Origin of the sequence: Candidatus Kirkpatrickella diaphorinae (assembly GCF_025736875.1) — a bacterium.
GTDB classification, from domain to species: domain Bacteria; phylum Pseudomonadota; class Alphaproteobacteria; order Acetobacterales; family Acetobacteraceae; genus Sorlinia; species Sorlinia diaphorinae.
Genome location: NZ_CP107052.1, coordinates 286,935 through 309,894 on the forward strand (window position 1 = coordinate 286,935; position 22,960 = coordinate 309,894).

A 22,960-nucleotide genomic window follows, 5' to 3' on the forward strand; every position below is an offset into this window, starting at 1 on the left:
GCCGCAATCAGATGCGTTCAATCGGGTCATGATCTTCCGCGCAGCGAGGTTTGGCCGCAAAACGATGAGAGAAATTTCGAAGGCATCGCCTGACCAAAGCGGGACTTCTCAATCTTTCATGAAGCGCCCTGATAAGGGAGTACCTCTCCGATATCCGTTGGTCCCGTTCATAAATCTGGAGCTGTAGCTGTCGGATCAGATCATCGCGTTCACGGATCCACCCATCCCGATCCTGTATCCATTTATCGCGATCCGCGATGAAACGCATTTTTCTCGGCAGAACATAACGGAGCAGAAAGTGGTTATTGAAGGCTTGTGCGCAAACAATGCTCATGCAGCGATCCACGCGTGCAAGTGACTGCATGTCATCGCGATTTTTCGGGATTTTCCGACGATGGGATTTGAGATCGCGGAGAAGAAGCGTAACCCAGAAGCGGATCAAAAACGGTTTCTGCTTCCGGTAAAAATGCGGAATATCCGGCTTGAAACGGGTGATATCTTCAAAAATCTCATCGGCCGTCTTTTTAACCGGTTGATCCCGCCCGGAGAAATTAAGCGCGGCCGCTTCCTCGTAATTCTGGTCGGTCAACCAGCCTGGACCACCAAAATGATCGTAACAATAAACGGGACGATTGGCCAGAATGGCCATCTGCACGGTTTTTCCGATCGTAATAACGGCGTCACAATCATGGAGGATTTCCGGGCACATCATTGCGACATTGCCACCTTCACCCAAGTGATCAACCTGGTAACCTGCCGAGATCAACAGGTCACGCGCCGCAAGTACCTCATCCGGGCAATGATTGGAGACGATAAGGATTTTTCGTATCGCGGTGATCGGGGTGTGCGAGATGTAAACATCCTGCGTCGGGTTGGGAACGACAATTGCCTTCCGGTACGCAGCGCCGAATGCCGCCAGGGCCTTACCAGTCTCTTCGCTATTGACGATGATGCGTGTGGCAATTTCACTCTCCAGGCGGGAGAGGGGCGCTTCAATCTCAATATAGGGGGAGAGATGGGCGAATATAATGTAGGGGAAACCAACTTTGCAGAGTTGGTCCACCGCCTGCGCGTCAAGCAAAAGCGACAGGGCATTTTGCTGTGTATAAATCAAATCGTAAGAAGCTAGGTCAATCTCGTCACAGCTTTTCGCGACAATGCCCGCCTTAAGTAGACTGGCTTCAAGCGATTCTGCGATGTGGTGGGCGTAAACATGAACGACAAATTGTCGGCGCCGTAATTCCTGCCCGAATTCAATAATAACCAGTTCAGAGCCGGAAAAACTGTCGAGGCGGCCAGTGCAAAGCAGGGCTTTCATTTTTTTCACACAAAGCCTTCTTTTTGTTGGAATTTTCTCGATTATACGCTGAAATTTTTCATGCTCCGACGGGCCTTGCGCGGAAAAAAAGAGCGACTTCCAATTCAATGAGCGGCATTTTGTACCTCAGGGCCGAACAATCAAAAGTTAAATCACATCAAAATTTACAAGTGGTGAAAGGGCCATATTTTGAGGCGATGATAAATTTTATTTTATAAAAAATTGAAAAACGTCGCACGACACCGACCATAGCGCGTGCCTCATCGCATGGTGCATCTTCATGGGGTGGGCATGACCAGGCCGCCATTTTAAGGTGGCGCCATGGGCGCACAGCCCTTCGCGGCCTCACGGGGCCGATTTTAAAAAGATTTCACGAAGTGACAGGGTCGCGGGTGACGCTCTAACCGGCATCCTGTATAAGTCCAAACGCGACGTCACTTCGATGGGATGTCGTGAAGTGAAGCTTATTCAGAGAAAGATGGTGTAACCTGGATTATCGCTTCAGGCGACGACGCAGAACGCGCTTGACACGCATCCATGTCAGACGCAGGCCCTCCTGACGGAAGGAAATCAATCCTAAACGCACATAACTGCGCCAGCCTGTGGCCTGCTGCATTTCAGCATAGTGGCCATTCTGCGTGGACCAGAATGTTCCGATGGTCGCAAATCCGGAGGCACCAAGCTCACGACTATGCGGCAGTAAAGCGAGCTCCTCATATTCATAGTCTGTGGGCGCCATGATGAGGCTGCTGAAGAGATCGTGAAGCGTATCGCGCATTTCATTCAGCGTGATATGAGAGATAAATGGCTTGAAATGCGCCGCGAAAAGACGGATTTCATCCTGCATCTGCGCCACGAAATTGCCGATGAGGATTTCATATTGCCGCTGATGCTGCGTCGAGACCGGCCTCACGCCGTCCCCGCTTTCCTCAAAATGGCTGATCTGCGCGTGCGTGGAGGCAAAAGCCAGTTCAAGCAGTTCAACGCCACGTTCAGCAAGGCGCACCCAGTTTCTATCCTGCCCGTGATGGAAGAGAAAGGACCGGATATCCTCATGCATATAAGCGTGCTCAAGCGTGCCAACATAATAGCCGCGAAATTTTTTGCCGAGGATGAGTTCTGTCCGGCGTTGTGATGTCAGTGCCCAGCCGCAATCCGCCATGGCGTCATGAGCCGGGTCAAATCCTTCATCCTGCAGGTAGCGTTGATAGGCGTTCATTTCCCGCGCGGCGATGCGAAGCCAGATCGGGCGGCATTCCTTCATCGCGATCAGGGCCGCAGAGATTTTTGCGGGTGTATCAAGGACACGGTCAAGCGGTGTGTGAATTGAAAGCGCATCGAGTAACTCGGCCTCTCCCTCTCCGATGCCAAGCCGTTGGACGCATTCACGCAACGTGCAGGCCGAGCTTGTGCTGAGGACGGAGCCGATTTCTTTTTCAAAAGCTGTGTGAAAAGCGGGCACCATCGTGAGGCGGCGGGAACTCTGCATGACGCTGGCACGGCCGGGTAGTCCAAGAATATCCCAGACTTCCTTCGTGATATAGCCGTCCCGCGTGGCAAGACGCACATGCGCGACCTGATCAATCTGCATCACCATGTTAAGCCAGGCAGCAAACCCTGTCACGAGGGGGCCGGCATACATCGCCCCAAAAATGCGTGCGATGGGCGCGTCAGGATGACGGACGCGGAATTGCGCAATGAAAGCCAGGGAGAGGGACGCAAAAAGATTATGTGATGTATCGGCGCCGTGTTTCTGCACCTGGAAAAGCTTATGCAGAGCGGGCTGGTTGAACCGACCGTCCCGGAAAAGCTGATCCAGCACTGAGGGGATATGATAGCCGACGACGCCCGCCTTCAGCGCGGCTTCACAATCCGCCTTGTAATTATCGCCAATATGCGTGATGCGCGTGGTGTCGACGCCGCATGACCGGGCGACGACTTCGTAAAGCGTGCTTTCATGCTTGGACGTCTGATGTTCACAGGAGACAAAAATCTCATCGACCGCTAAGCCGTTTCTGGCCAGCACGGACGCAATCATCGATGCTGGCAGATACATGTCGGAAATTGCGATCACCTTTTTACCAAGGGATCTGGCAAGGTCATAAATCGGGCCGATCGCGGGGGATCGCTTGAGAATTTCTCCCTCTGTCGCGAGTTCCAGCGCTTTCAGCGCCTGGAAGCTTGTCTGGCCGAGGCCGGGAAGTTTGATCTGCTGGTAGATGTCATCAATCGTAACTTCAGCCGACCCGCTGCGGGCGTGATTTTTCTCCCGCGCCAGGCGCTCAGCCAGGATCCTTGCATCGTGAAAACCCTTGACGCCGGATTGCCGCTCCATCAGCGTAAAGACGTCAACCGGCCGCGCAAACGGGCGCACCAGAAGCGTGTCGAAAACGTCGAAAGAAACAATCTCCGCCTGCTCAATGAGAGGTCGCACAGCTTCGACGTGAGGGGGTAATCTGCCCGGTTGATGGCGGACGACATTCACCTCAGCTTCGGCCATCGGGTTCATACTCACGTCTTGCATTCGGGAAGCTATCCAATATCCTGAGGCGAGGAATTTTCCAAGGTGATTTGGCGTCATGGGACGCCGCCGAGGGTCCCGAAATTGGAGAAACTTTGCGAGCAACACAAGTACGAAAACCTTAATTATTTCTTAAATTTTAACCGACGCGTTGGCGCGGCGCCTTTCGCAATGCCGACATTAAAGGGCATAATCGCGATTTTGCTTCATCTTTCCCCGATTTTTCAGTTGTTTCCGCGGCGCCCCCTGCCTATCTATCGAGCCGACGCATTTCAATTTTAGGAAAGATCGAAACCGATGGACCCGGATCGCTTCGCTACCGCGCCTGAACGCTGGACGCCGGCAAGCTGGCGCTCTTTCCCCGTGCGTCAGATGCCGCGATACCCCGATGACGCAGCGCTTGAAGCCGTTGAAGCCCGGCTTCGCAAATATCCGCCCCTCGTCTTTGCGGGGGAGGCAGAGCGCCTGCGCCTCCAGCTTGCCAAGGCGGCACAAGGTGAGGCTTTTATCTTGCAAGGCGGAAATTGCGCTGAAAGCTTCGCGGAGTTTCAGGCCGATAACATTCGGGACACTTTCCGGGTGCTCCTGCAAATGGCGGTCGTGCTGACATTCGCGGCCCGCGTGCCCGTCGTGAAAATCGGCCGCATGGCGGGGCAGTATGCCAAGCCACGTTCCTCCGATGAGGAAACGCGTGAGGGCGTCACGTTACCCTGTTACCGTGGTGACATCATCAACGGGCCGGATTTTACGGAAGCCGCGCGTATTCCCGACCCGGCACGGATGGAAACAGGTTATTTCCATTCCGTGGGGGTAATGAATCTTCTCCGTGCCTTCGCGAATGGCGGTTACGCCAATCTTAACAAGGTTCATAAGTGGAATCTGGGCTTCGTGCAGCGCTCGCCGTCCGGCAAACGTTATGCCGACCTCGCCAATCGTATTGACGAGGCGCTCGGATTTATCTCAGCTTGCGGCTTTGATGCCGCGGCGCCACAATTTAACGAGACTGAATTCTACACCTCTCATGAAGCGCTTCTTTTACCTTATGAGCAGGCTTTGACGCGGGTCGATAGTCTGACCGGTAAATGGTACGATTGCTCAGCGCATTTTCTCTGGATCGGGGACAGGACGCGGCAGCCTGAGGGGGCGCATGTTGAATTCCTCCGCGGTGTCAGCAACCCGATCGGCATCAAGGTCGGGCCGACATCCACCGTTGAGGATCTGGAGAAGCTTTTGCAGATCCTCAACCCGAAGGATGAGGCGGGTCGTATCACCCTCATCTCCCGTATGGGCCGCAGCAAAGTGCGGACGCATCTGCCGCCCCTCCTCGCGGCTGTGCAGAAGACAGGGCGCACCGTGACATGGATCTGCGACCCGATGCATGGCAATACGACCACGACGGCGGATAAGGTCAAAACACGCTCTTTTGAAGCGATCCTGGATGAAGTTATCGGGTTTTTCTCGGTCTTTCAGGAAGCGGGGCTTCGGCCCGGCGGCGTGCATCTGGAGATGACCGGTCAGGATGTCACGGAATGTGTCGGGGGGGCGCAATGTCTGACAGAGGCGGATCTCGCAGGACGTTATGAAACATTCTGCGATCCACGACTGAATGCGGAGCAGTCGCTTGAAATGGCCTTCCTCCTCGCCAATGAACTGACAGGCTGTTTCGCACCGGCGCTGGAACAAGCGGGTTGAGCACGTCCAAACTTTTCGGCCATGCCTCGATCTGGCGTGGCGTCATGGAACGCGCCGACGCGCCGACCCGGAGGATCATGCGGGCGACGCTCTCCGCGGCGGATGTGCCAGGCTGGACGGACGTTTATTTCAACCGCACGGAAAATATCGTCGTCGCCCAGGGCGATATGCAGGTGACATACGCCTTTTTCATTCGTCGCCCCGTCCTCGCGGCCCTTGGGCCGATGCTGGAATGTCTTGAAAAAGTGACGACTGAGAAAGGCGTCAAAGTGGATGTGGCGTTGCCCTTCCGGGAAGGGGCGTGGGTCGGGGCCGGGGAGCCGATTGCGTTCCTCACCGGTCCTTTCTCACAATTAGCGTCTCTGGAAACGATTCTTCTGCAAAAATTGGGGAGTTGCTGCGTCGCGGCGCATAATGCCTATCAAATGGCCGTGTCGATGCCCCGGACACCCTTCCTCGCCATGGATGCACGCCATTGCACAGGGCCGGAAATGCAGATCATGATGGCTTACGCCGCCGCGGTCGGCAGCCGCGCGGCCAATCAGGAAGGTGCTGTCGGTTTCGTCAATTCCGCGAATGACGTGACTGCTTTTCTGTTCGGGCAGGCACATGGTGCGGGGACGATGCCGCACGCACTGGTCGGTTATGCGGGCAGCACCATCCGGGCGGCGGAAATCTATCATGACCGCTACCCGCAGGAAAAAATGACCGTCCTCGTCGATTATTTCGCGCAGGAGGTCACGGACACCATCGCCCTTTGCCAGAGATTTCCGCGCCTGGCGGAAAAGGGGGATCTCAGCATCAGGTTGGACACACATGGCGGGCGCTTTCTTGAAGGGCTCGATACGCAGAAATCCTACGCGATACTGGAGAAGCATGTGCCCGGCGTGACACGGCGTTACCGCTCAGAGGCGGAGCTGCGTTACCTGATCGGGTCGGGTGTTTCCGCAGCGGCATTATGGCGGATGCGTGAGGTGCTGGATGCGCATGGGGGTGCCCAAGTCAAAATCGTCGCCTCATCCGGTTTCGGGGTGGAAAAATGCCTCGCCATGCATGATGCGCGGGCCCCGGCAGATATTATCGGCACAGGGTCTTATCTGCCGCATAAATGGGACGAAACCTACGCGACGGCCGATATCGTCGCTTATGACGGCGTGTTACGCGTCAAATCAGGGCGTGAGCACTTGATGGCGCGCTGGCAGGAATTCAGGAAGAGCAAGTAATATGACCAAGCCCGACGCGCCCGAGGCGCAAAGCTGGACGGTGCGCATCATGGACCATTCCGGTGCATCGGAAGATGATATTGTCGAGAACATTCCCAAATTTGTGGATCTGGCGCATGCGAATGCCTTCGCGCGCGCTTATGTGCGCGACAGCATCGAACGCGGGCGCGTTCGCGGGGCGTCGCCGCGGGATGTTATTGAAAACTGGTATAGTTTCGGTGAAGATGCGGTCGTTGTCGATGCGGGTGATGATGGTTGGCGCTCAGCCAATGAACTTGATGATTTCGCCGCCAACCCCGCCACACCGATGGAACGCGACTGGCGTGCGCTGGACCCGCGCCGCCTGATTGAGGATGACGAAGAATTCTTCCCGGGAGGGGAAGGTTAGATCATCCTTCATGCCGTAATTGCCAGCCAAGGCCACGTGCGGCGCGATGACATAACCTCACTGCCATCGACATATGTTTAACGGGGAATATCTCTGCCAGCTTTTTACGACTGGAAATTTATCTCACGGCGCGGCATAGAGAGCGCATGAAACTCCGCTTTGCTCCCAGTCCTACAGGTTATCTTCATGTTGGCAATGCGCGTCTTGCCATTGCCAATGCGCTTTATGCGCGGCACCACGCGGCGCAGTTTCTTCTTCGTATCGATGATACGGATACAGGCCGGTCCAAAGCGGAATATGAAAACGCCATTCAAACGGACCTCACCTGGCTTGGAATTGCCTGGGACGAAACGGCCCGACAGACGGCCCGGCTTGACCGCTATCAGGCCGCCATTGAAGCGCTGAAAGCGAGCGGACGCCTTTATCCCTGCTTCGAGACGGAACAGGAACTGGCCGCCAAGCGAGAGGCGCGCATCCGCGCCCGAAAGCCCCCGATTTATGACCGCGCGATGCTGTCCCTGACGGCGGAACAGCGCGCCAAGGCAGAAGCAAACGGGAAAGTGCCTCACTGGCGCTTCCGCCTGACAAACGGGCACCGCGCCTGGCAGGATCTCGTCATGGGGGCATGCCAGGTCAAACTTACCGCAATTTCCGACCCCGTGCTGGTGCGGGCGGATGGCACCATCCTTTACACCCTCGCTTCCGTCGTTGATGACCTCGAACTCGGCGTGACCCACATCATTCGTGGTGAAGATCACATCACCAATACGGGGGTGCAGCTCGATATTATTGAGGCTTTGGCCGGGCCGAAAGCGCGTTTTACCTTTGCCCACCTGCCGCTCCTGTTGGATGAAGGCGGGGGTAAATTATCCAAGAGGTTTGACTCCCTTTCCCTCAAATCCCTGCGTCAGGATGGGGTGGAGCCGGATGCGATTATTTCTTACCTTTCCCGCATCGGCAGTGCCCTGAACCCTGAGCCGATGAATTTTGATGAGGCGGCCAGGTCCTATGATATCAGCGCGATCTCCCGGGCGGCGGCGCGTTTTGACATGCGCCAGTTGCTCGGTCTTAATCGTCGCCTGCTTCAGGGCCGCGCCTATGAGGCGGTGAAGTCCCGCCTGCCTTCCGACCTGCCGGAGGCCTTCTGGGACGTCATCCGGCATAATATTGATCTTCTGCCTGAAGCGGCGCATTGGTGGTCGATCGTCAAGGATGACATCACGCCGCCCGCTTTGAAGGCGGAGGCGGATTTCCTCAGCCAGGCCATCACGGTCCTGCCGACCGGCGCATGGGATGAATCGGTCTGGCAGATATGGGTCTCAGCCCTGAAAGCGGCGTCCGGCCGCGCCGGGAAATCGCTTTTCATGCCGCTTCGCCTCGCTTTGACGGGAGAGGAAAACGGGCCGGAACTAAAGGCGATCCTGCCCTTTATCGGACGGGAAAAAACCGTGCGACGGTTGGAAGAGGCGGCGGCAAACTAAGTCTCGTCGCGCTGGTGGCCCGTTTTCCCGACAGCGTCAAGTGACCGCTTCGACTTCCTCCGAGAGCGCCTCGGCCTCCCTCTTCAGCTTTTTGAAGCTTTGACGGCTGAACGGGATCATCAGCAGATAGACGAGGGCGGCGAGGGCCAGGGCGGCCCAGGGGTCAGAGATCAGGAAGGTCGCGTAAAGAACCGTCCCAAGCATGATCGGCAGAATATGCCGTGATGGTATCCTGAAGTTCTTGAACGACCAGACGGGCGTCGTGGAAACCAGCAAAGCTGCGGTCATCATCAACATGATGGCGGAGAGAAGCGGCTGATGAGCGCAGGTAAAGAGCCATTCTGACTGAATGCGGCGCGCCTCCAACCCCATAAAGAGCGGGAAGAGCACAATCAGCGCCCCCGCAGGCGCCGGGACACCGGTAAAGTAATTCGCGGAATAAGCAGGTTTGTCATCATCAGCGAGGCTGGCATTAAAACGCGCGAGGCGCAGCGCCATGCAAACCGTAAAAAGGATGCAGGGAATAAAGCCATAGCGCCCCCCCTCCCATTGCAGCGTCCACAGAAAAAGCAGCAGGGAGGGTGCGACACCGAAACAGACGAAGTCGGACAGGCTGTCAAATTCAGCGCCAAAATGCGATGTCGCATGCAGAAGCCGCGCAATCCGTCCGTCGAGCCCGTCAATACAGGCGGCGACCAGGAGGGCAATCGCCGCTTCCTCAAACCGGCTTTCAATACCAAAGCGAATGGCGCTCAACCCGGCACACAGGCCGAGCATCGTCAGAATATTCGGGATCAGCCGGTTAAAGGACAGGCCCCGCACGCGGGGGCGTCGCACACGAAGGGGGTTGAGGCGTCTTAGGCGCCGCTTTCTGGCTCGGTTATGTGGCATGTTCGCGATATTAAAGTTCTGCAATCACCGTCTCGCCGCCGACCATTTTCTGACCGACACTGACCAGAGGCGTAACGCCGTGCGGCAGGTAAAGATCGGTGCGAGAGCCGAAACGGATCAGCCCGAAGCGTTCACCCGGCTCATAAGTGCTGCCCTCTTCCGCGTAGCAGACGATCCTGCGGGCGATGAGGCCGGCAATTTGGACGATGGCCATATGGCGCCCGTCATCCAGCGTCAGGCGGACTTCATTCCGCTCATTGAGATCTGAGGCTTTATCGAGACTGGCATTGATGAATTGCCCTTCATGATAGGCGACGCGCGTGACGACCCCCTTTGACGGCATCCGGTTGATATGCACATCCAGTACGGAAAGAAACGTGGCGACGCGCCAGACAGGCTGATCCCCCATATCCAATGCTGCCGGTGGGGTGGCCAGTTCCACCGATGTGATATGACCATCCGCCGGCGCGAGAGCCAGGTTGGCGCGGACGGGGGAAACACGTTTCGGGTCGCGGAAAAAATAGAGGCAGAAGGCAAGTCCCGCCAGCCCGACATGCCCGACCCAACGCGTCGCCCGCCATGGCGTGGCGCGGCCGATCAGGGTGAGAAGCCCCGTCAAAGCGAGGAAAGGAGTCGCCGCCTTGTGAGGGGGGGCGATGACGGTTCGGATGGATTGCAAAAGGGACATGGTAAAACCTTTACTGCCTGCACCGGCCAGGGTCGTCAAACGATGTCGACCGACCGGCATATGGAGCGTATCAGCCTGAGACGGCGCCAATCCTACATGATGTCACGCGGTTTAACGAGGGCTTTAGACCGGAAGAGGCACTGGAGAGGGCGACGAGACCCGGAACGACGCCGCACAGTCAGGGTGCATCCCCTTAAGTCGGAAAAAACTGTCGGACAATACGGCGTGTGATTTCCGCGATGAGGCGATCCTGCGCCCGGCGACTCAGCGTCGTGCCTGTGAGATATATGGCGACCGACATCATCGTGCCGTCACGGAGATTGACAAGACCAATATCGCCGCGCGTGCCATGTGCGCCCGCGCCGGATTTGTCATAGACATCCGCCTTGCGCCCCAGCCCGGATTGTATCAGGGAGGATGTCAGTGGGGCATTGCGCATCCAATAAGTGAGGCGTCGCCGGGAGGGGCGGGACAGGACGTTACCGGTCAAAATCTTTTCAATATTGCGGCGCATCGCCTCGGGAGAGGTCGTATCTCGTTCATCACCGGCTTCCGCCGCGTTCAAAGCCGGTTCATAACGGTCGAGGCGGGAGACAGGGTCATTGATCTGCCTTGCAAATCGCGTCCAGCCCGCCGGGCCGCCTAATTCCTGCAAGATGAGATTGGCTGCACTATTGTCGCTCTGCCGGAAGGCGGCAGCGCAGATCGCGTTCAAAGACATACCGCCTTCATGAAGGTGGCGTTTCGCGACAGGCGCGTAGAATTGAATGTCCCTCTCCGTATAGCGGATAAATTGTCGCAAGTCCCGCTTGCCCGAGTCCACCAGCGCCAATAAGGCAGCAACCGAGATGAATTTATGCGTGCTGCACATCGGGAAAAGCTGGTCAGGCTGAAATGCCAGCATGCGCCTTTCACCGTGAAGCCGCGCGGAAAAACCGATCCGACCACCCGTGCGCTTCTGTAAGGCGTCGATATCTCGCGCCCCGCTGAAATCCGCGATTTCCGCGCCGAAAGCCCGTGGCGCCAGCACAGCGCTGATGCCTGAAGCCAGAATTTCTCGGCGGGTCGAGCGGTGAGACATTGTTCGGGCGCCTCGCAAAGTCAGGTGAAGCGCGTTGCGTCCTTCTGCGCGCATCAACGCAGTCTGCCGTAAAAACGCCCGTTCGACACGTTCCTTTTTTCGACAGGCGTCGGGACGTGCTATTCCCTGTCAGGCGTTCTTATTTAAAGCGGTGAGACCAGGATGAAAATGCACGTCACCCCCCTGCGAGCTTTCGGGGATAATTACATATGGATGATCCATGATCCGCAAACCGGCACGATTGCGGTGGTGGACCCTGGCGAGGCCGCACCCGTTTTCGAAGCGTTGGAAAATGCATCGTTGGATGCAATTTTGCTGACCCATCACCATCAGGACCATATTGGCGGTGCGGAGGCTTTACGGTCAGTCACAGGGGCGCGCATCATCGGGGCGGCGTCCCAGGCGCATCGATTGCCGCGCCTTGATGTGGCCGTCAAAGAAGGGGACGTCATTGAGGTGGGGGCCTTGCGCGGCAACGTCATGGAAACGCCCGGCCATGTGCTGGGGCATCTCAGCTTTTTCTTCCCGGAAGGGCCGGCTTTATTCAGTGGAGACACGTTATTCAGCATGGGCTGCGGTCGCCTGTTTGAGGGGACGCCGGAAATGATGTTCCAAACGCTTAAGAAATACGCCGCCCTGCCCGACGAGACGAAACTCTATTGCGGGCATGAATATACATTGTCCAACCTCGCTTTCGCCCGCACGCTCAACCCCAATGATGATGCTCTCCGCGCTTACGATCTGAAAGCGCGGGCCTTACGTGACGCCGGGCAGCCGACCCTGCCAAGCCTTCTGGGGGAGGAGCGGCAGCTCAATCCGTTCCTAACCGCCAATTCGAGTGGGAAACTTGGCCAGTTGCGGGCTTTGAAAGATTCCTTCTGACCGCGTCAGGAGGGGGAAGAAAAGGTAAGCGCGTCGAAAAGCGTCCGTAACTGCCCATGTGCGGCGGGTTCTATCTGCCAGTGCTGAACGCGGAGGCTGAAAATAACGTGGTCGGGCACGTCTCCATCCATTTTCTCCAGCAAGTCCAACAGACGCGCGCGGGCGGCGTCCTCTAACGGTGATTGATGCGCGCTGCGCCAACCTTCAATGGCTGACTTGATGTTCCACATTTCAGTCGTCAATTCTCCATCGCCCTGACCATCAATTTTACCTGACAAAAGCATGGCGAGCGGACCGACATGCCCCGCGACCTGCTGAATATAGGCGCGGCTCAAGTGAAGGGTGCCGGAAGCGGCTTCGCGCTTCAAATCAAGCGCCGCCTTGATTTGCGCGTCTGTGAGCGTCATGGAGAGCAGCGGAAAAGACGCGGCATTATCCGTTCCAAATGTCGGCGACGAAGTGAGCCGATTAGACCGAGCGGAGAGGGCGACGCTGAGAAGCTTCTGCGCATCCGGTGGCTGGATGAGGACATCGCCATCCAAATGCGGTGCCGCGACGGAGAAAGCGGGCTCAGACCGGGAAACAATGGAAAGATCGGTGACGCGGAAGCCTGTCCACCGGCCCAGGCGATTGAGCTTGAGATGGACGGACGAAGCGGTCACAACATCCCCCTCATCACGCCGCGCGATCACAGTCGAGAAATCAAGGCGCGGCCGCAAAAAAAGGTGATGGGTCACGGTGAGGGCGCGCGCTGAAAAATGGTGCCGCGCATCATCAATCATATCGATGTCACGATAAGTGAGCGCCGCCCCGAACAGGCGCGTCTGCTTTTGGATTGCCGGGTTATGAGCCATGTGCCAGCCATGTGCTTCCAACGCGATGATCGCGTGATGCATCTGTTGGTCAAGCATATGACGGGCCGACCAGGACGCCGTCACATGGGCGATGATTGTGCAAATGAGGCACACGGAAAAGCTTTTGATCAGCGTCCACGTGGTCATAAAGAGGCGTCCTTTAAGGTCACGTTTCGGGTTCGAAGCGGTTTTCTCCTGACTTCCCCGCGATTCCCGGTGAGTCAAGTTATCCCCAGCGCGCGTTCCGAGTTTCTTAACTAAAATTTTTGCCAACGCGGCATGTTTTGTTGAAAAACGAAGCGTATCGGGTCCCGGCGGGGGGTGGGGTCTTAATAAACGGGAAATACCGTATCCCCGTTGTTTTTACTTATAAAAATCAGGGTAGAGAGAGTCGTTTCGTTTCCGGTGTCGTTCAGCCCGGCGCGTCGAGGGCCGCGCCTTTATTCCCTTGGGGCATGGCTGGGACAATGTTCTCCTCAGTTACGTCCACAGAGTTATCCACATGGTTATACAAGCCCCCGGATTTTTCCAGCGCCTGCCAGGAGGCATCGATCGTGGCGATGAGGTTTCCGCGGCTGCTATCCATGGCCAAAGCGGGGCCGATGACGATTTTCAACGTGCCCGGAAATTTCGTCCAACCTTTACGGGGCCAGAAAAGACCTGAATTTGTGGCAACAGGGACGACGGGCGCATTGGCCTGCTTCGCCAGCGCCATGATGCCGGGCTGGAGTGGCACGCGTTCTCCCGGTTTGACGCGCGTGCCCTGCGGGAAGATGATCACCTGACGTCGGTCATCGAAACGATCCTGTGTATCCCGGATCAGGCAGCGAAGCGCTTTTGACCCGGCGGAGCGCTCGACCGGGATCATCCCGGATAATATCAGCATCGGGCCGACAAGCGGGATGCGTGTCAATTCCTTCTTGATGATATAGGCTGGCCTCTCAACAAGATTCATCCAGACGAACCCGTCAAAAAACGATTGATGTTGAGAGGCAATCAGGCACGGCGTGTTGGGGATGTTTTCCCGTCCGATAATGACGATTTCAATCCCGCATATTTTGCTGAGCCCCAGAAGCGTCAGGCGGCTCCAGAGCCGGGCATAGGTCAATGCGCAATCCTGGCGCTTGAGGAGGCGGAGCGGCAATGCGCCCAGTCCCATGATAATGGTCAGTATAAAAAAATAGAGCTGGAAAAATATGCTTCGCGCGACGCGCATGACGTGTCCCTACCAATGTTCCCAAACGTGCGAAGGTGGCACGCTGTGTCAAGATAATCAAATGTCAGGTTTCAGATTTTTCCCACGTGAAAAACGCAGTAGCGAGCCGAGCCATTTCATATATTCGACAGTCAGAAGGCGCGCTGTGTAAAGGCTGGAAGGGTGTCGCAGGGCGGGCGATTGAATGGGGTACGGGTAAAGTTCAACTTCCGGGACGGCGCGATGGATTTCCATAATGGCGCGGCGCACGTGATATCCGGCCGTGACAACCAACAGCGTATGAATTTGGTGCGCCCGCACCCAACCTGCCGTTTCAGCAGCATTGCCAATTGTTGAAATCGCGCGTCGGCCGAGCGTGATATGGTCGGACGGCAGAGGTGAGAGGGGTGAACCCTCACGCAGCCGCAATTGCGGCAGGGTCGTACGCGCACCCACGCCGGAGATCAATAGATCCCGTCCGAACCCACGTTCGAGAAGGTCAATGGCAACCTCGACACGCTCCGCACCGCCCGTAAGTGCGACAATCCCGTCACATCTGACGAGGTCATAGCGGCTGCGCATGGCGTCGAGGCTGAACAGAACCAGCCCCGTTAACCACGCGGCGGCCAGTAAGGCGACGCCCGGCAGAATGAGGCGGCGCATCATGGCACGATGTCTTGAAAGCGATGGGGGGAGGGAAATGCGCAATCTGCCATCATCCCGGGTGAGGTCAGATCCGCCGTCCCGCATAGACCGCCACGGTAGAGGCGATGGCCGCGACGAGCATCATCAGAAAGCCGTCAAAGACCAGATTGGAGGCTGTCAATGTCAGGCCTGAAAATGAAAGATGGGCGGGCACGATATTGTCGAGCGAGCCCAGATTAATGTCAGACTGCGCGGACACCATCTTCGCTTTATCCGCCAATAAATTCGTTAAAGAGGGCGCGATCTTCCAAATAATACCGGCGATGAGGGCAATCGGCGCAAAAAATTCTGCAATCTGCTGGAAGAAATGCGCGGCACAGTAAAGCGCCGCGAAAAACAGGCCGCGAATACCGATGAAACGGCGTTCCGGGCTGTAGGAAGATGCTGCCCGTGGCGCGTGTCCCATGGGGGCGCGTAAATCAGGGTCCATTTTGATTATCCCAACAACATGATCGAACTTGTCCTGAAGGGCTTCCTGCCCTGCCTCTCAAATCTCTCTCAGAGGTAGCCTTGGACAATGTTAAATGCAATGATCCAAATGTGAAACTATTTGGCCGTTACATGGATGCAGGACGCGGCAGGGAGGGGATCCGGCCCGGATGACGTTGACGAATGAAAAACCGCTCATCCTTCTCGTGGAACCTCATGACGCCGCCGCCTTGCCGCTGACCGAACTGCTTGAGGGGCAGGGCTTCACGGTGGTCCGCGCGCTGACGGGTGAGGCCGCCCTTGCCGGTTTTGAACTCTCTCGCCCCGACCTCATCGTATCCGACTACCAGTTGCCGGGCATGAATGGCGGGCAGATGGTGCGACAGATCCGTATGAACACCCAGTCGCGTTCAACGCCCATCCTCATGCTGACGGAGGATGGGGGGCTGGGCCATACGCGTGAGGGGCTCGAAAGCGGCGCTGATGCATATCTCTCCAAATCCGCCCATCCGGACCTCATTATTCTGCGGATGCGCGCGCTTTTGCGGGACGGTTCGGACTTCTTGCAGGCGGAGACAGCGGGGTCCTTCCGGCGGGCGCGCATCGTCATCGTGACGCGCCCCCTTGAGGCAGATGAGGATGATGCGGTGGACCGGCCCGCCCGATGGGCGCGAACTGACGATGGCACGTCGCTCGGGGAACTTCTGTGGCGGGATGGGCACACTGTCACAACGGTTTCCGGGTCAAGTGAGATGATCCAGGGAGGGTGGTTCAGTGGAGATGAGGGGCCTGATCTTCTGATTCTCGATCTGACGGCGCCCCATGGCGATAGTGACAGTTTCTGCCGGAGTATCGATGCGCGGCGGCAAGATGTGGTGGAGGCTGGTGCGGCGGCTTTCCGCATTATCGGTGTGGTGGAGGCTGAGCAGTTCCGGCGTCATTCCTCGGCTTTTCTGTTCGATGCGGGCGTTGATGACCTCGTCCCGGATGACACCGCGCCAGAGGTGCTCGCATTGCGCATCAAGGTCATGGTGCAGCGTAAACTGGCGCAGGACGCGCTGCGGGAGGAGGAAATCCGCCGCCAGGTGCGGGAAGTCGCCTTCCAGACAGCGCGGAATGAGGCGCGGGCCGTCGCGGCGAAAGCTGCCATCGCCGAGGCCCTTGCCCAGGCGAATGCCGAACTGGCGGAAGCCAATGCGCGATTGCTTGAAACGCAATCCCAACTGGTGCAGACGGCCAAAATGGCGTCGCTGGGGGAGCTGGTGGCGGGCATCGCGCATGAAATCAACAACCCGCTGGCTTTCATTATCGCGCATGAGGAGACAATCGCGCGCGTCCTGGATGAACTCGCCAACCCACCCGAGGTGCTGACGGATAAGGTGCGGTCCGACCTTATCGGGAAATGCATCAATCGTACCGGCGCCATGCGCATGGGCCTTCAGAGGATCCAGAACCTCGTCCTGAGCCTGAGACGTTTCTCCCGCCTGGATGAAAGCGCTTTTCGACAAATTGACGTGTTCGAGGCGATTGATGGCTCCCTCGCCTTACTGTCACATAAATTTGGTGGCGACATTATCGTGGAGCGTCACCTTGCCGCCCCCCGTACCCTCATCTGCCAGTCAGCACTGGTCAATCAGGCTGTGATGAATATGGTCAGCAATGCGGCGGACGCGATCCGCGCGGAGGGGGCGCCGGTCAACCCGGCACCGGGTGCCGCGCTGGGCCGTATCGTGATTGAAACATCGCTCCAGCAATCGGAGGAAGGGGCTTTTTACGTCATCAGCGTCGCAGATGATGGGCCCGGCGTGCCTGCCGCCATTAAAGGCCGGGTATTTGAGCCATTTTTTACCACGAAGCCCGTGGGAGAGGGGACGGGGCTGGGCCTCGCCATTGCTTATGGCGTCATCGATGCGCACGGCGGCAATATTGAGGTCAGTGAAGCGCGTCTCAAAGGGGGGCGCGGGGATGGCGCGCGCTTCACAATGACAATACCGGTCAAATGGACGCCATCCGGACTCGAAACAATAGGAAAAACAGAATGATCCATCCGACCGCGTCGCCCCATAAAACACCGCGCAGCCTCATCCTGATCGTCGATGATGAGCCGGAAATACTCGTCGCTTTGAGTGACCTGCTCGAAGGTGAATTTGATATCATCTCCACCACCAGCCCCCATGATGCCCTTACCCTTGTCAGAGACCATCCCGAGATCGCGGTTATCATCTCAGATCAGCGTATGCCGGGCATGACGGGGGATGTTTTTCTGTCTCAGGTGCAGGATAAGACGGATGCGAAAAGCATCCTCCTCACCGGTTATGCGGATCTCTCCGTGGTGATCACCGCACTTAATCAAGGCCGGATACAGTTCTACGTGCACAAACCGTGGGATTCGGACGGGTTGAAAGCCATGGTGCGGGAAAGCGCGTCGCGTTTTCACACTGAAAAAGCCCTCTTCAAAGAGAGATTTCTCCTTCAAAGCACTTTAAGTGCCGCCGCGTTCGATATCGTGTTTTCCGACGCGGAAGGCCGCGTTATCCGGCATAATAAAAATCGTGATTTTGAGAGCGATGCTGCCGATCAGCCTGACAGCGATCGGGAAGTGCTGGAGGAAACGCTTTACCCGGCGGAGGAGCGTGACGCCATCATTGCTCTGAGAAGTGAGGTGGTGATTAGGGGAAAGCTCGAACAATGTGTCCCCGTCACGCGCGATGGCGTCACGAACTGGCTGGAGCGGACACGTATCGTCCTGCCCTGGCCGCGCCAGGCTGATGGCGTGCTTCTCCCTCCCGCGCAGCGTTGGCAGGCCAGTTTTGAGAGGGATGTGACAGAGCGCCGCGGGCTGGAGCAGAGGATGCGCCAGGATGATAAAATGCGCGCTTTGGGCACATTATCGGGCGGCATCGCGCATGACTTCAATAATCTGCTGACCGCCATTCTCGGTTCACTCGATCTTTTGCATGACATGCTTCCATCGGAGGGGGAGGGTGACGCGTCAGTCCCGCAAAAGCTTGTCGAAAACGCTATAGATTCCGCCCGCAAAGGCGCGACCCTGACGCGCAGCCTGCTGGAATTCGGCCGACCGAAGTCACCGGCCCTGCAAGCCGTTAATGTCGTCAGGTTGATCCGGAATTTGAGGGAGTTGCTGTCCCAAAGCCTCAATCGCGCAAGCGATGCTGCCGGGGAAACCGGGAAATGCGCATTGGATCTCTCACATGTGGCGGTGCGCGCGGATGATCTTTGTGTTCAAAGCGACCCGGAACAACTCGAGATGGCGTTGCTCAATCTCTGCATCAATGCGCGGGACGCGATGCAGAATGGCGGCACCGTGGCGATCCGCGTTGAGGAGGACATCTCGTCCCCGACCGCAGATTTTGTCGTGATTTCGGTTTGTGATGAGGGGCACGGCATGACGCCCGAAATTGCTGCCCGTATTTTTGACCCGTTTTTCACCACAAAGAAAATCGGTCAGGGCACCGGCCTCGGATTATCGACGATTTACCGCTTCGTCAAAAGATGCGGCGGAGATATCAAAGTCAAAAGCGCGCCCGGGCAGGGGACATGCATTTCCCTGCTTCTGCCAAAAGTCCCGGCCCAGGGGGCTGAGCTTGCGTCTGACATGACGGCCATTCCTGGCGAGACGCGGCAACTGAAAATATTGCTGATTGATGATGAAGCGCCTGTACGGCTGGTGACAGAGCAGTTTCTGCGGCGCAGTGGTCACGAAGTTGTCAGCGTGGCGGATGGAGAAGCCGGGCTCGCCTGCCTTCTGGCCGGGCAGAGGTTCGACCTTGCGATACTGGACCTGATGATGCCCCGCATGAGTGGGCAGGAATGTGGAAATCGCCTTGCGGAGAAACAGCCGGATCTTAAACGCCTTTATATCAGCGGCTATGCTGATGCGGCCCACCGACCGCCACATCACCAGGTGCTTGAGAAACCTTTTACGCGGGCGATGCTGGATGAAGCGATTGCGTCAATCATCAATTAGCCTGCCCGCCATCTTGCTTTGCGACAAGTTTTAACTATCTGGATGAACATGAAAAACACGCATCATAATCCCGACTATGTCGGATGGCACGGCACCACGATCCTCTGCGTGCGACGCGGGGACAAAGTTACGATGGCCGGTGATGGCCAGGTGACGTTGGGCCAGACGATCATCAAGGGCAATGCCCGCAAGGTGCGACGGATTGGCGCAGATAAAAACATCCTCGCGGGGTTTGCGGGGGCGACGGCTGACGCCTTCACCCTTCTGGAGCGCCTGGAAGCCAAGCTCGCGCGCTACCCGAATGACCTGGAAACAGCGTGCGTTGAACTCGCCAAGGATTGGCGCACGGACCGCTATCTGCGCCGGTTGGAGGCGATGATGGCGGTCGCAGATAAGGATCATTCCTACACTTTGACGGGTAATGGTGATGTGCTGGAGCCCGCGGATGGCATCATCGCGATCGGGTCAGGCGGCAATTACGCCCTTTCCGCAGCGCGCGCCCTCATTGAAATTGAGGGTCTGTCGTCGGAGGATATTGCCCGGCGCGCGATGAAGATCGCCGGAGACATCTGCGTCTACACAAATCACTCTGTCACGGTTGAAACGCTTTAAATCAGGTATCAGGAATGGAAACGCCTCAATTCTCCCCACGGGAAATCGTGTCGGAACTCGATCGCTATATTGTCGGGCAGAATGATGCCAAGCGCGCCGTGGCCATCGCCCTCCGAAATCGTTGGCGGCGGGCGCAACTGCCCGATGCTTTGCGTGAGGAAGTCGTCCCGAAAAACATCCTCATGATCGGGCCCACAGGTTGCGGCAAGACCGAGATCGCCCGGCGGCTGGCGCGGCTGGCGCAATCACCTTTCATCAAGGTTGAAGCCACAAAATTCACCGAGGTCGGCTATGTCGGGCGCGATGTTGAGTCGATCATCCGCGACCTGATTGAGGTGTCTCTGAATATGCTGCGCGACATGCGTCGCAAGGATGTTCAGGTCAAGGCCGAAGCCGCGGCGGAACAACGCCTCGTCGACGCCCTGGTTGGAGAGCAGGCCTCAGCGGACACGAAAACCAAATTCCGCCAGCGTCTCCGGAATGGGGAGCTGGAGGATAAGGAGGTTGAGGTTGACGTTCAGCCGGATGGCGGTCGCGATGGCGGGGAGATGCCGGGCCTGACGCCCGGCGCGGTGATCAATATTTCCGACATGATGAAAAACATCATGAATCGCGCACCTCAGAAGCGCCGCCTGACGATTTCCGCCGCGCGTATTCTGTTGGTTCGGGATGAGTCGGACAAGCTTCTGGATGATGACAGTCTCGCGCAGGAAGCGGTGCGCCATACGCAGGACCATGGCATCGTCTTTCTCGACGAGATCGATAAAGTCTGTGCCCGGTCGGCTGAGGGTGGGGCGCGCGGTGCTGATATTTCACGCGAGGGCGTGCAGCGTGACCTTCTGCCGCTGATTGAAGGCACCACCGTGTCCACTAAATATGGTCCGATCAAGACGGATCATATCCTGTTTATCGCGTCCGGCGCTTTCCATCTGGCTAAACCATCCGACCTGCTGCCCGAGCTTCAGGGCCGCCTGCCCATTCGCGTTGAGCTGGCGACGCTGACACGGGATGATCTGCGTCGCATTTTGAGTGAGCCGGAGCATTCCCTCATCAAACAATATATCGCGCTCATGAAAACGGAGGGTGTGACGCTTTCATTCACGGAGGACGCGATTGACGCCCTGGCCGAAACGGCAGCGAACATCAATAATCGCGTGGAAAATATCGGCGCGCGGCGCCTGGCGACCGTTATGGAGCGTCTGTTGGAGGAGGTCTCCTTCGCGGCGTCCGACAGGAAGGATGAGGTGATCGAGATCACGGCAAAAGAGGTGCATGATCGCGTCGATTCGCTGGCTAGGCGGGACGATCTCAGCCGGTTCATCCTCTGATGGCGGCACCTTTCGTCTCACCTCCGGAGGAAACGGCGGCCGCCGCCATTGCGGCCATCGCGGACGAGCTTGCGCTCTTCGATGACTGGACGGATCGCTATCAATATATCATTGAGATGGGACGGCAATTGCCGGCTTTTCCGGAAGCCTGGCAGAATGACGCCCATCGTGTGCCAGGCTGTCAAAGCCAGGTGTGGCTGGAGGCGCAGCATAAAGGCGGTAAGATCTGGTTTGCAGGTGATTCGGATGCGGCCATTGTAAGTGGCCTCGTCGGCCTGTTGCTGCGCGTCTATTCAGGGCGCAGCGCGGCGGAAATCAGCGAGACGCCGCCGGACTTCCTGCACCGTCTGGGGCTTGTCAAAGCCCTCTCCGCCAATCGTGGTAACGGGGTGGAGGCAATGGCGCGGGCCATCCGGCGCGTTGCCGCAGCCGAATAGCCCGAAGCATCTCAGTGCGCCATGGCCGGTTGCGGCACATCCGGCATGACGGGGGACGTCGCTTTATCGAGAGACGGGGTGGTCGTCATCGTGCCTTCTGTCGTGCAGGCGGTGAAGCGTCCTTTATCATCACGGCATTTTGTCGGGTGCGGCGTGGTGCATTTGACGAAACGGCCGGTTTTTTCATCGCGGCAACGGACCGGCTTTTTCTTGACACATTTAACGTAGCGGCCTGTATCGGCGTCGCGGCACGTTTTGGCCTGCACGGCCATTGGCGCAACCAGCAGGCTCAGGGCGAGTGAGGAGGCGAAAAGTCTTTTCAACATCGGGATTTCCTTCACGCGGGAATGCGGGGCTTTGATGTCATGGATTGACGAACATCTAAGCGGCTCAACGTCAGCAAGGTTGCATGCCGGTCCATTTGCATGGCGCCAAAGATGTGAAGCGTGCATCCGGTGCGTATCGGGTCGCGCGGCCTGCGCGCCCGGGCGCGGCATTGCGCTGGTGAGACGAGTCAAAAAAGGTTGTTTCGGAGGGCGAATTCGGCTAGGTGACACTCCTCACCTGCGCGTCCGTGGCCAGATAAGTGGCATGCCCGGCCGCAGAACGCTGCCGCCCGAAAGGGTTTTGTGCAGCCTGGACAAGTTTAAGGAGACTGAAATGCCCAAAATGAAGACGAAGTCGTCGGTGAAAAAACGCTTCAAGATTACCGCGACGGGTAAAGTGATGTGCGGCCCCGGCAATAAGCGCCACGGCCTGATCAACCGCCCTCAGAAAATGAAGCGCACCAACCGTGGTCCGCAGACCATGACGGATATGGACGCGAAGACAATCAAGCAATGGGCCCCCTACGGGCTTTCGTGAGGAGATAGATCATGGCACGTGTCAAACGGGGCGTGACGACTCACGCGCGTCACAAAAAAGTTCTGGAGCTGTCCAAAGGTTATCGCGGGCGCTCATCGACAAATTACCGCATCGCGCTGGAGCGGCTCGAAAAGGCATTGCGTTATGCCTATCGTGACCGCCGCAATAAAAAGCGTGATTTTCGCGGTCTCTGGATTCAGCGTATCAATGCCGCCGTGCGTGAGCATGGGCTGACTTACAGCAAATTTATCAATGGCCTGTCCTTGGCGGGGATTGAGATTGACCGTAAGGTTCTTGCCGCGATTGCCTTTGACGATGCGGCGACATTTGCGGAAATCGTTAAAAAGGCCCAGCAGGCGCTTGAGCAGCCCGCCAAGGCCTGA

At 57.4% G+C, this 22,960-nt stretch carries 22 protein-coding genes; 12 read left to right on the forward strand and 10 right to left on the reverse strand.

What is annotated here, in order from left to right; genetic code table 11:
- Positions 1 to 7: 7 nt before the first annotated feature.
- Both N5W20_RS01355 and N5W20_RS01360 read right to left on the reverse strand, forming a co-directional pair.
- Complete coding sequence (locus N5W20_RS01355; protein ID WP_319807149.1) at positions 8 to 1,327, reverse strand: glycosyltransferase family protein; 1,320 nt, start codon at positions 1,325 to 1,327, stop codon at positions 8 to 10.
- 484 nt (positions 1,328 to 1,811) lie between these two features.
- Positions 1,812 to 3,827, reverse strand: a complete 2,016-nt coding sequence (locus N5W20_RS01360; RefSeq protein WP_319807150.1) for an HAD-IA family hydrolase — start codon at positions 3,825 to 3,827, stop codon at positions 1,812 to 1,814.
- 309 nt (positions 3,828 to 4,136) lie between these two features.
- Between N5W20_RS01360 and N5W20_RS01365 the strand changes: the two genes are divergently transcribed.
- From N5W20_RS01365 to gltX, 4 genes are all read left to right on the forward strand, one after another.
- Positions 4,137 to 5,531, forward strand: coding sequence for a class II 3-deoxy-7-phosphoheptulonate synthase (locus tag N5W20_RS01365; RefSeq protein ID WP_319807151.1), 1,395 nt, complete (start codon positions 4,137 to 4,139; stop codon positions 5,529 to 5,531).
- A 77-nt stretch (positions 5,532 to 5,608) separates the two neighbouring features.
- Positions 5,609 to 6,754 (forward strand): beta/alpha barrel domain-containing protein, encoded by a 1,146-nt coding sequence (locus tag N5W20_RS01370; RefSeq protein ID WP_319807798.1) that lies wholly within the window; start codon positions 5,609 to 5,611, stop codon positions 6,752 to 6,754.
- A 1-nt stretch (position 6,755) separates the two neighbouring features.
- A complete protein-coding gene (locus tag N5W20_RS01375) occupies positions 6,756 to 7,142 on the forward strand; it encodes a hypothetical protein (protein ID WP_319807152.1) in 387 nt (128 codons plus the stop codon).
- Between the two features lie 146 nt (positions 7,143 to 7,288).
- Complete coding sequence (gene gltX, locus N5W20_RS01380; RefSeq protein ID WP_319807153.1) at positions 7,289 to 8,623, forward strand: glutamate--tRNA ligase; 1,335 nt, start codon at positions 7,289 to 7,291, stop codon at positions 8,621 to 8,623.
- A 36-nt stretch (positions 8,624 to 8,659) separates the two neighbouring features.
- Here gltX and N5W20_RS01385 read toward each other — a convergent pair whose 3' ends face one another.
- The 3 genes from N5W20_RS01385 to bla form a co-directional block, all read right to left on the reverse strand.
- Positions 8,660 to 9,514 (reverse strand): CDP-alcohol phosphatidyltransferase family protein, encoded by an 855-nt coding sequence (locus N5W20_RS01385; RefSeq protein WP_319807154.1) that lies wholly within the window; start codon positions 9,512 to 9,514, stop codon positions 8,660 to 8,662.
- Positions 9,515 to 9,524: 10 nt separating this feature from the next.
- Positions 9,525 to 10,202, reverse strand: coding sequence for a phosphatidylserine decarboxylase (locus tag N5W20_RS01390; protein ID WP_319807799.1), 678 nt, complete (start codon positions 10,200 to 10,202; stop codon positions 9,525 to 9,527).
- Positions 10,203 to 10,395: 193 nt separating this feature from the next.
- The gene (gene bla, locus N5W20_RS01395) at positions 10,396 to 11,283 is read right to left on the reverse strand and encodes a class A beta-lactamase (protein WP_319807155.1); all 888 of its coding nucleotides are present in this window, start codon (positions 11,281 to 11,283) and stop codon (positions 10,396 to 10,398) included.
- A 162-nt stretch (positions 11,284 to 11,445) separates the two neighbouring features.
- Here bla and gloB point away from each other — a divergent pair, with 162 nt between their 5' ends.
- Positions 11,446 to 12,165, forward strand: a complete 720-nt coding sequence (gloB, locus tag N5W20_RS01400; protein WP_319807156.1) for a hydroxyacylglutathione hydrolase — start codon at positions 11,446 to 11,448, stop codon at positions 12,163 to 12,165.
- Positions 12,166 to 12,170: 5 nt separating this feature from the next.
- Here the strand turns inward: gloB and N5W20_RS01405 are convergent, their stop codons facing one another.
- The 4 genes from N5W20_RS01405 to N5W20_RS01420 all read right to left on the reverse strand — a co-directional run bounded on the left by N5W20_RS01405 (position 12,171) and on the right by N5W20_RS01420 (position 15,349).
- Positions 12,171 to 13,166, reverse strand: coding sequence for a hypothetical protein (locus N5W20_RS01405; RefSeq protein ID WP_319807157.1), 996 nt, complete (start codon positions 13,164 to 13,166; stop codon positions 12,171 to 12,173).
- Between the two features lie 265 nt (positions 13,167 to 13,431).
- The gene (locus N5W20_RS01410; protein ID WP_319807158.1) at positions 13,432 to 14,235 is read right to left on the reverse strand and encodes a lysophospholipid acyltransferase family protein; all 804 of its coding nucleotides are present in this window, start codon (positions 14,233 to 14,235) and stop codon (positions 13,432 to 13,434) included.
- A gap of 57 nt (positions 14,236 to 14,292) precedes the next feature.
- Positions 14,293 to 14,880 (reverse strand): YdcF family protein, encoded by a 588-nt coding sequence (locus N5W20_RS01415; RefSeq protein WP_319807159.1) that lies wholly within the window; start codon positions 14,878 to 14,880, stop codon positions 14,293 to 14,295.
- Positions 14,881 to 14,944: 64 nt separating this feature from the next.
- Positions 14,945 to 15,349 carry a hypothetical protein gene (locus tag N5W20_RS01420; RefSeq protein ID WP_319807160.1) on the reverse strand — a complete coding sequence of 135 codons (405 nt, stop codon included), beginning with the start codon at positions 15,347 to 15,349 and terminating at the stop codon, positions 14,945 to 14,947.
- A 169-nt stretch (positions 15,350 to 15,518) separates the two neighbouring features.
- Between N5W20_RS01420 and N5W20_RS01425 the strand changes: the two genes are divergently transcribed.
- The 5 genes from N5W20_RS01425 to N5W20_RS01445 are packed head-to-tail and all read left to right on the forward strand — an operon-like array spanning position 15,519 to position 21,713.
- Positions 15,519 to 17,390, forward strand: coding sequence for a response regulator (locus N5W20_RS01425; RefSeq protein WP_319807161.1), 1,872 nt, complete (start codon positions 15,519 to 15,521; stop codon positions 17,388 to 17,390).
- Positions 17,387 to 19,336: a response regulator gene (locus tag N5W20_RS01430; protein WP_319807162.1), complete on the forward strand. Its 1,950-nt coding sequence runs from the start codon at positions 17,387 to 17,389 to the stop codon at positions 19,334 to 19,336. The genes N5W20_RS01425 and N5W20_RS01430 overlap by 4 nt, the downstream gene beginning before the upstream one ends.
- A gap of 48 nt (positions 19,337 to 19,384) precedes the next feature.
- Positions 19,385 to 19,948 carry an ATP-dependent protease subunit HslV gene (hslV, locus tag N5W20_RS01435; RefSeq protein ID WP_408869425.1) on the forward strand — a complete coding sequence of 188 codons (564 nt, stop codon included), beginning with the start codon at positions 19,385 to 19,387 and terminating at the stop codon, positions 19,946 to 19,948.
- Positions 19,949 to 19,962: 14 nt separating this feature from the next.
- On the forward strand, positions 19,963 to 21,276 hold the full coding sequence (hslU, locus tag N5W20_RS01440; RefSeq protein ID WP_319807164.1) for an ATP-dependent protease ATPase subunit HslU: 1,314 nt from the start codon (positions 19,963 to 19,965) through the stop codon (positions 21,274 to 21,276).
- Positions 21,276 to 21,713 carry a SufE family protein gene (locus N5W20_RS01445; protein WP_319807165.1) on the forward strand — a complete coding sequence of 146 codons (438 nt, stop codon included), beginning with the start codon at positions 21,276 to 21,278 and terminating at the stop codon, positions 21,711 to 21,713. The genes hslU and N5W20_RS01445 overlap by 1 nt, the downstream gene beginning before the upstream one ends.
- A gap of 11 nt (positions 21,714 to 21,724) precedes the next feature.
- Here the strand turns inward: N5W20_RS01445 and N5W20_RS01450 are convergent, their stop codons facing one another.
- On the reverse strand, positions 21,725 to 22,039 hold the full coding sequence (locus N5W20_RS01450; protein WP_319807166.1) for a hypothetical protein: 315 nt from the start codon (positions 22,037 to 22,039) through the stop codon (positions 21,725 to 21,727).
- 334 nt (positions 22,040 to 22,373) lie between these two features.
- Between N5W20_RS01450 and rpmI the strand changes: the two genes are divergently transcribed.
- Positions 22,374 to 22,577, forward strand: coding sequence for a 50S ribosomal protein L35 (gene rpmI / locus N5W20_RS01455; RefSeq protein WP_011251850.1), 204 nt, complete (start codon positions 22,374 to 22,376; stop codon positions 22,575 to 22,577).
- Positions 22,578 to 22,588: 11 nt separating this feature from the next.
- Entirely contained in the window at positions 22,589 to 22,960 is a 372-nt protein-coding gene (rplT, locus tag N5W20_RS01460; protein ID WP_319807167.1) for a 50S ribosomal protein L20, read from the forward strand.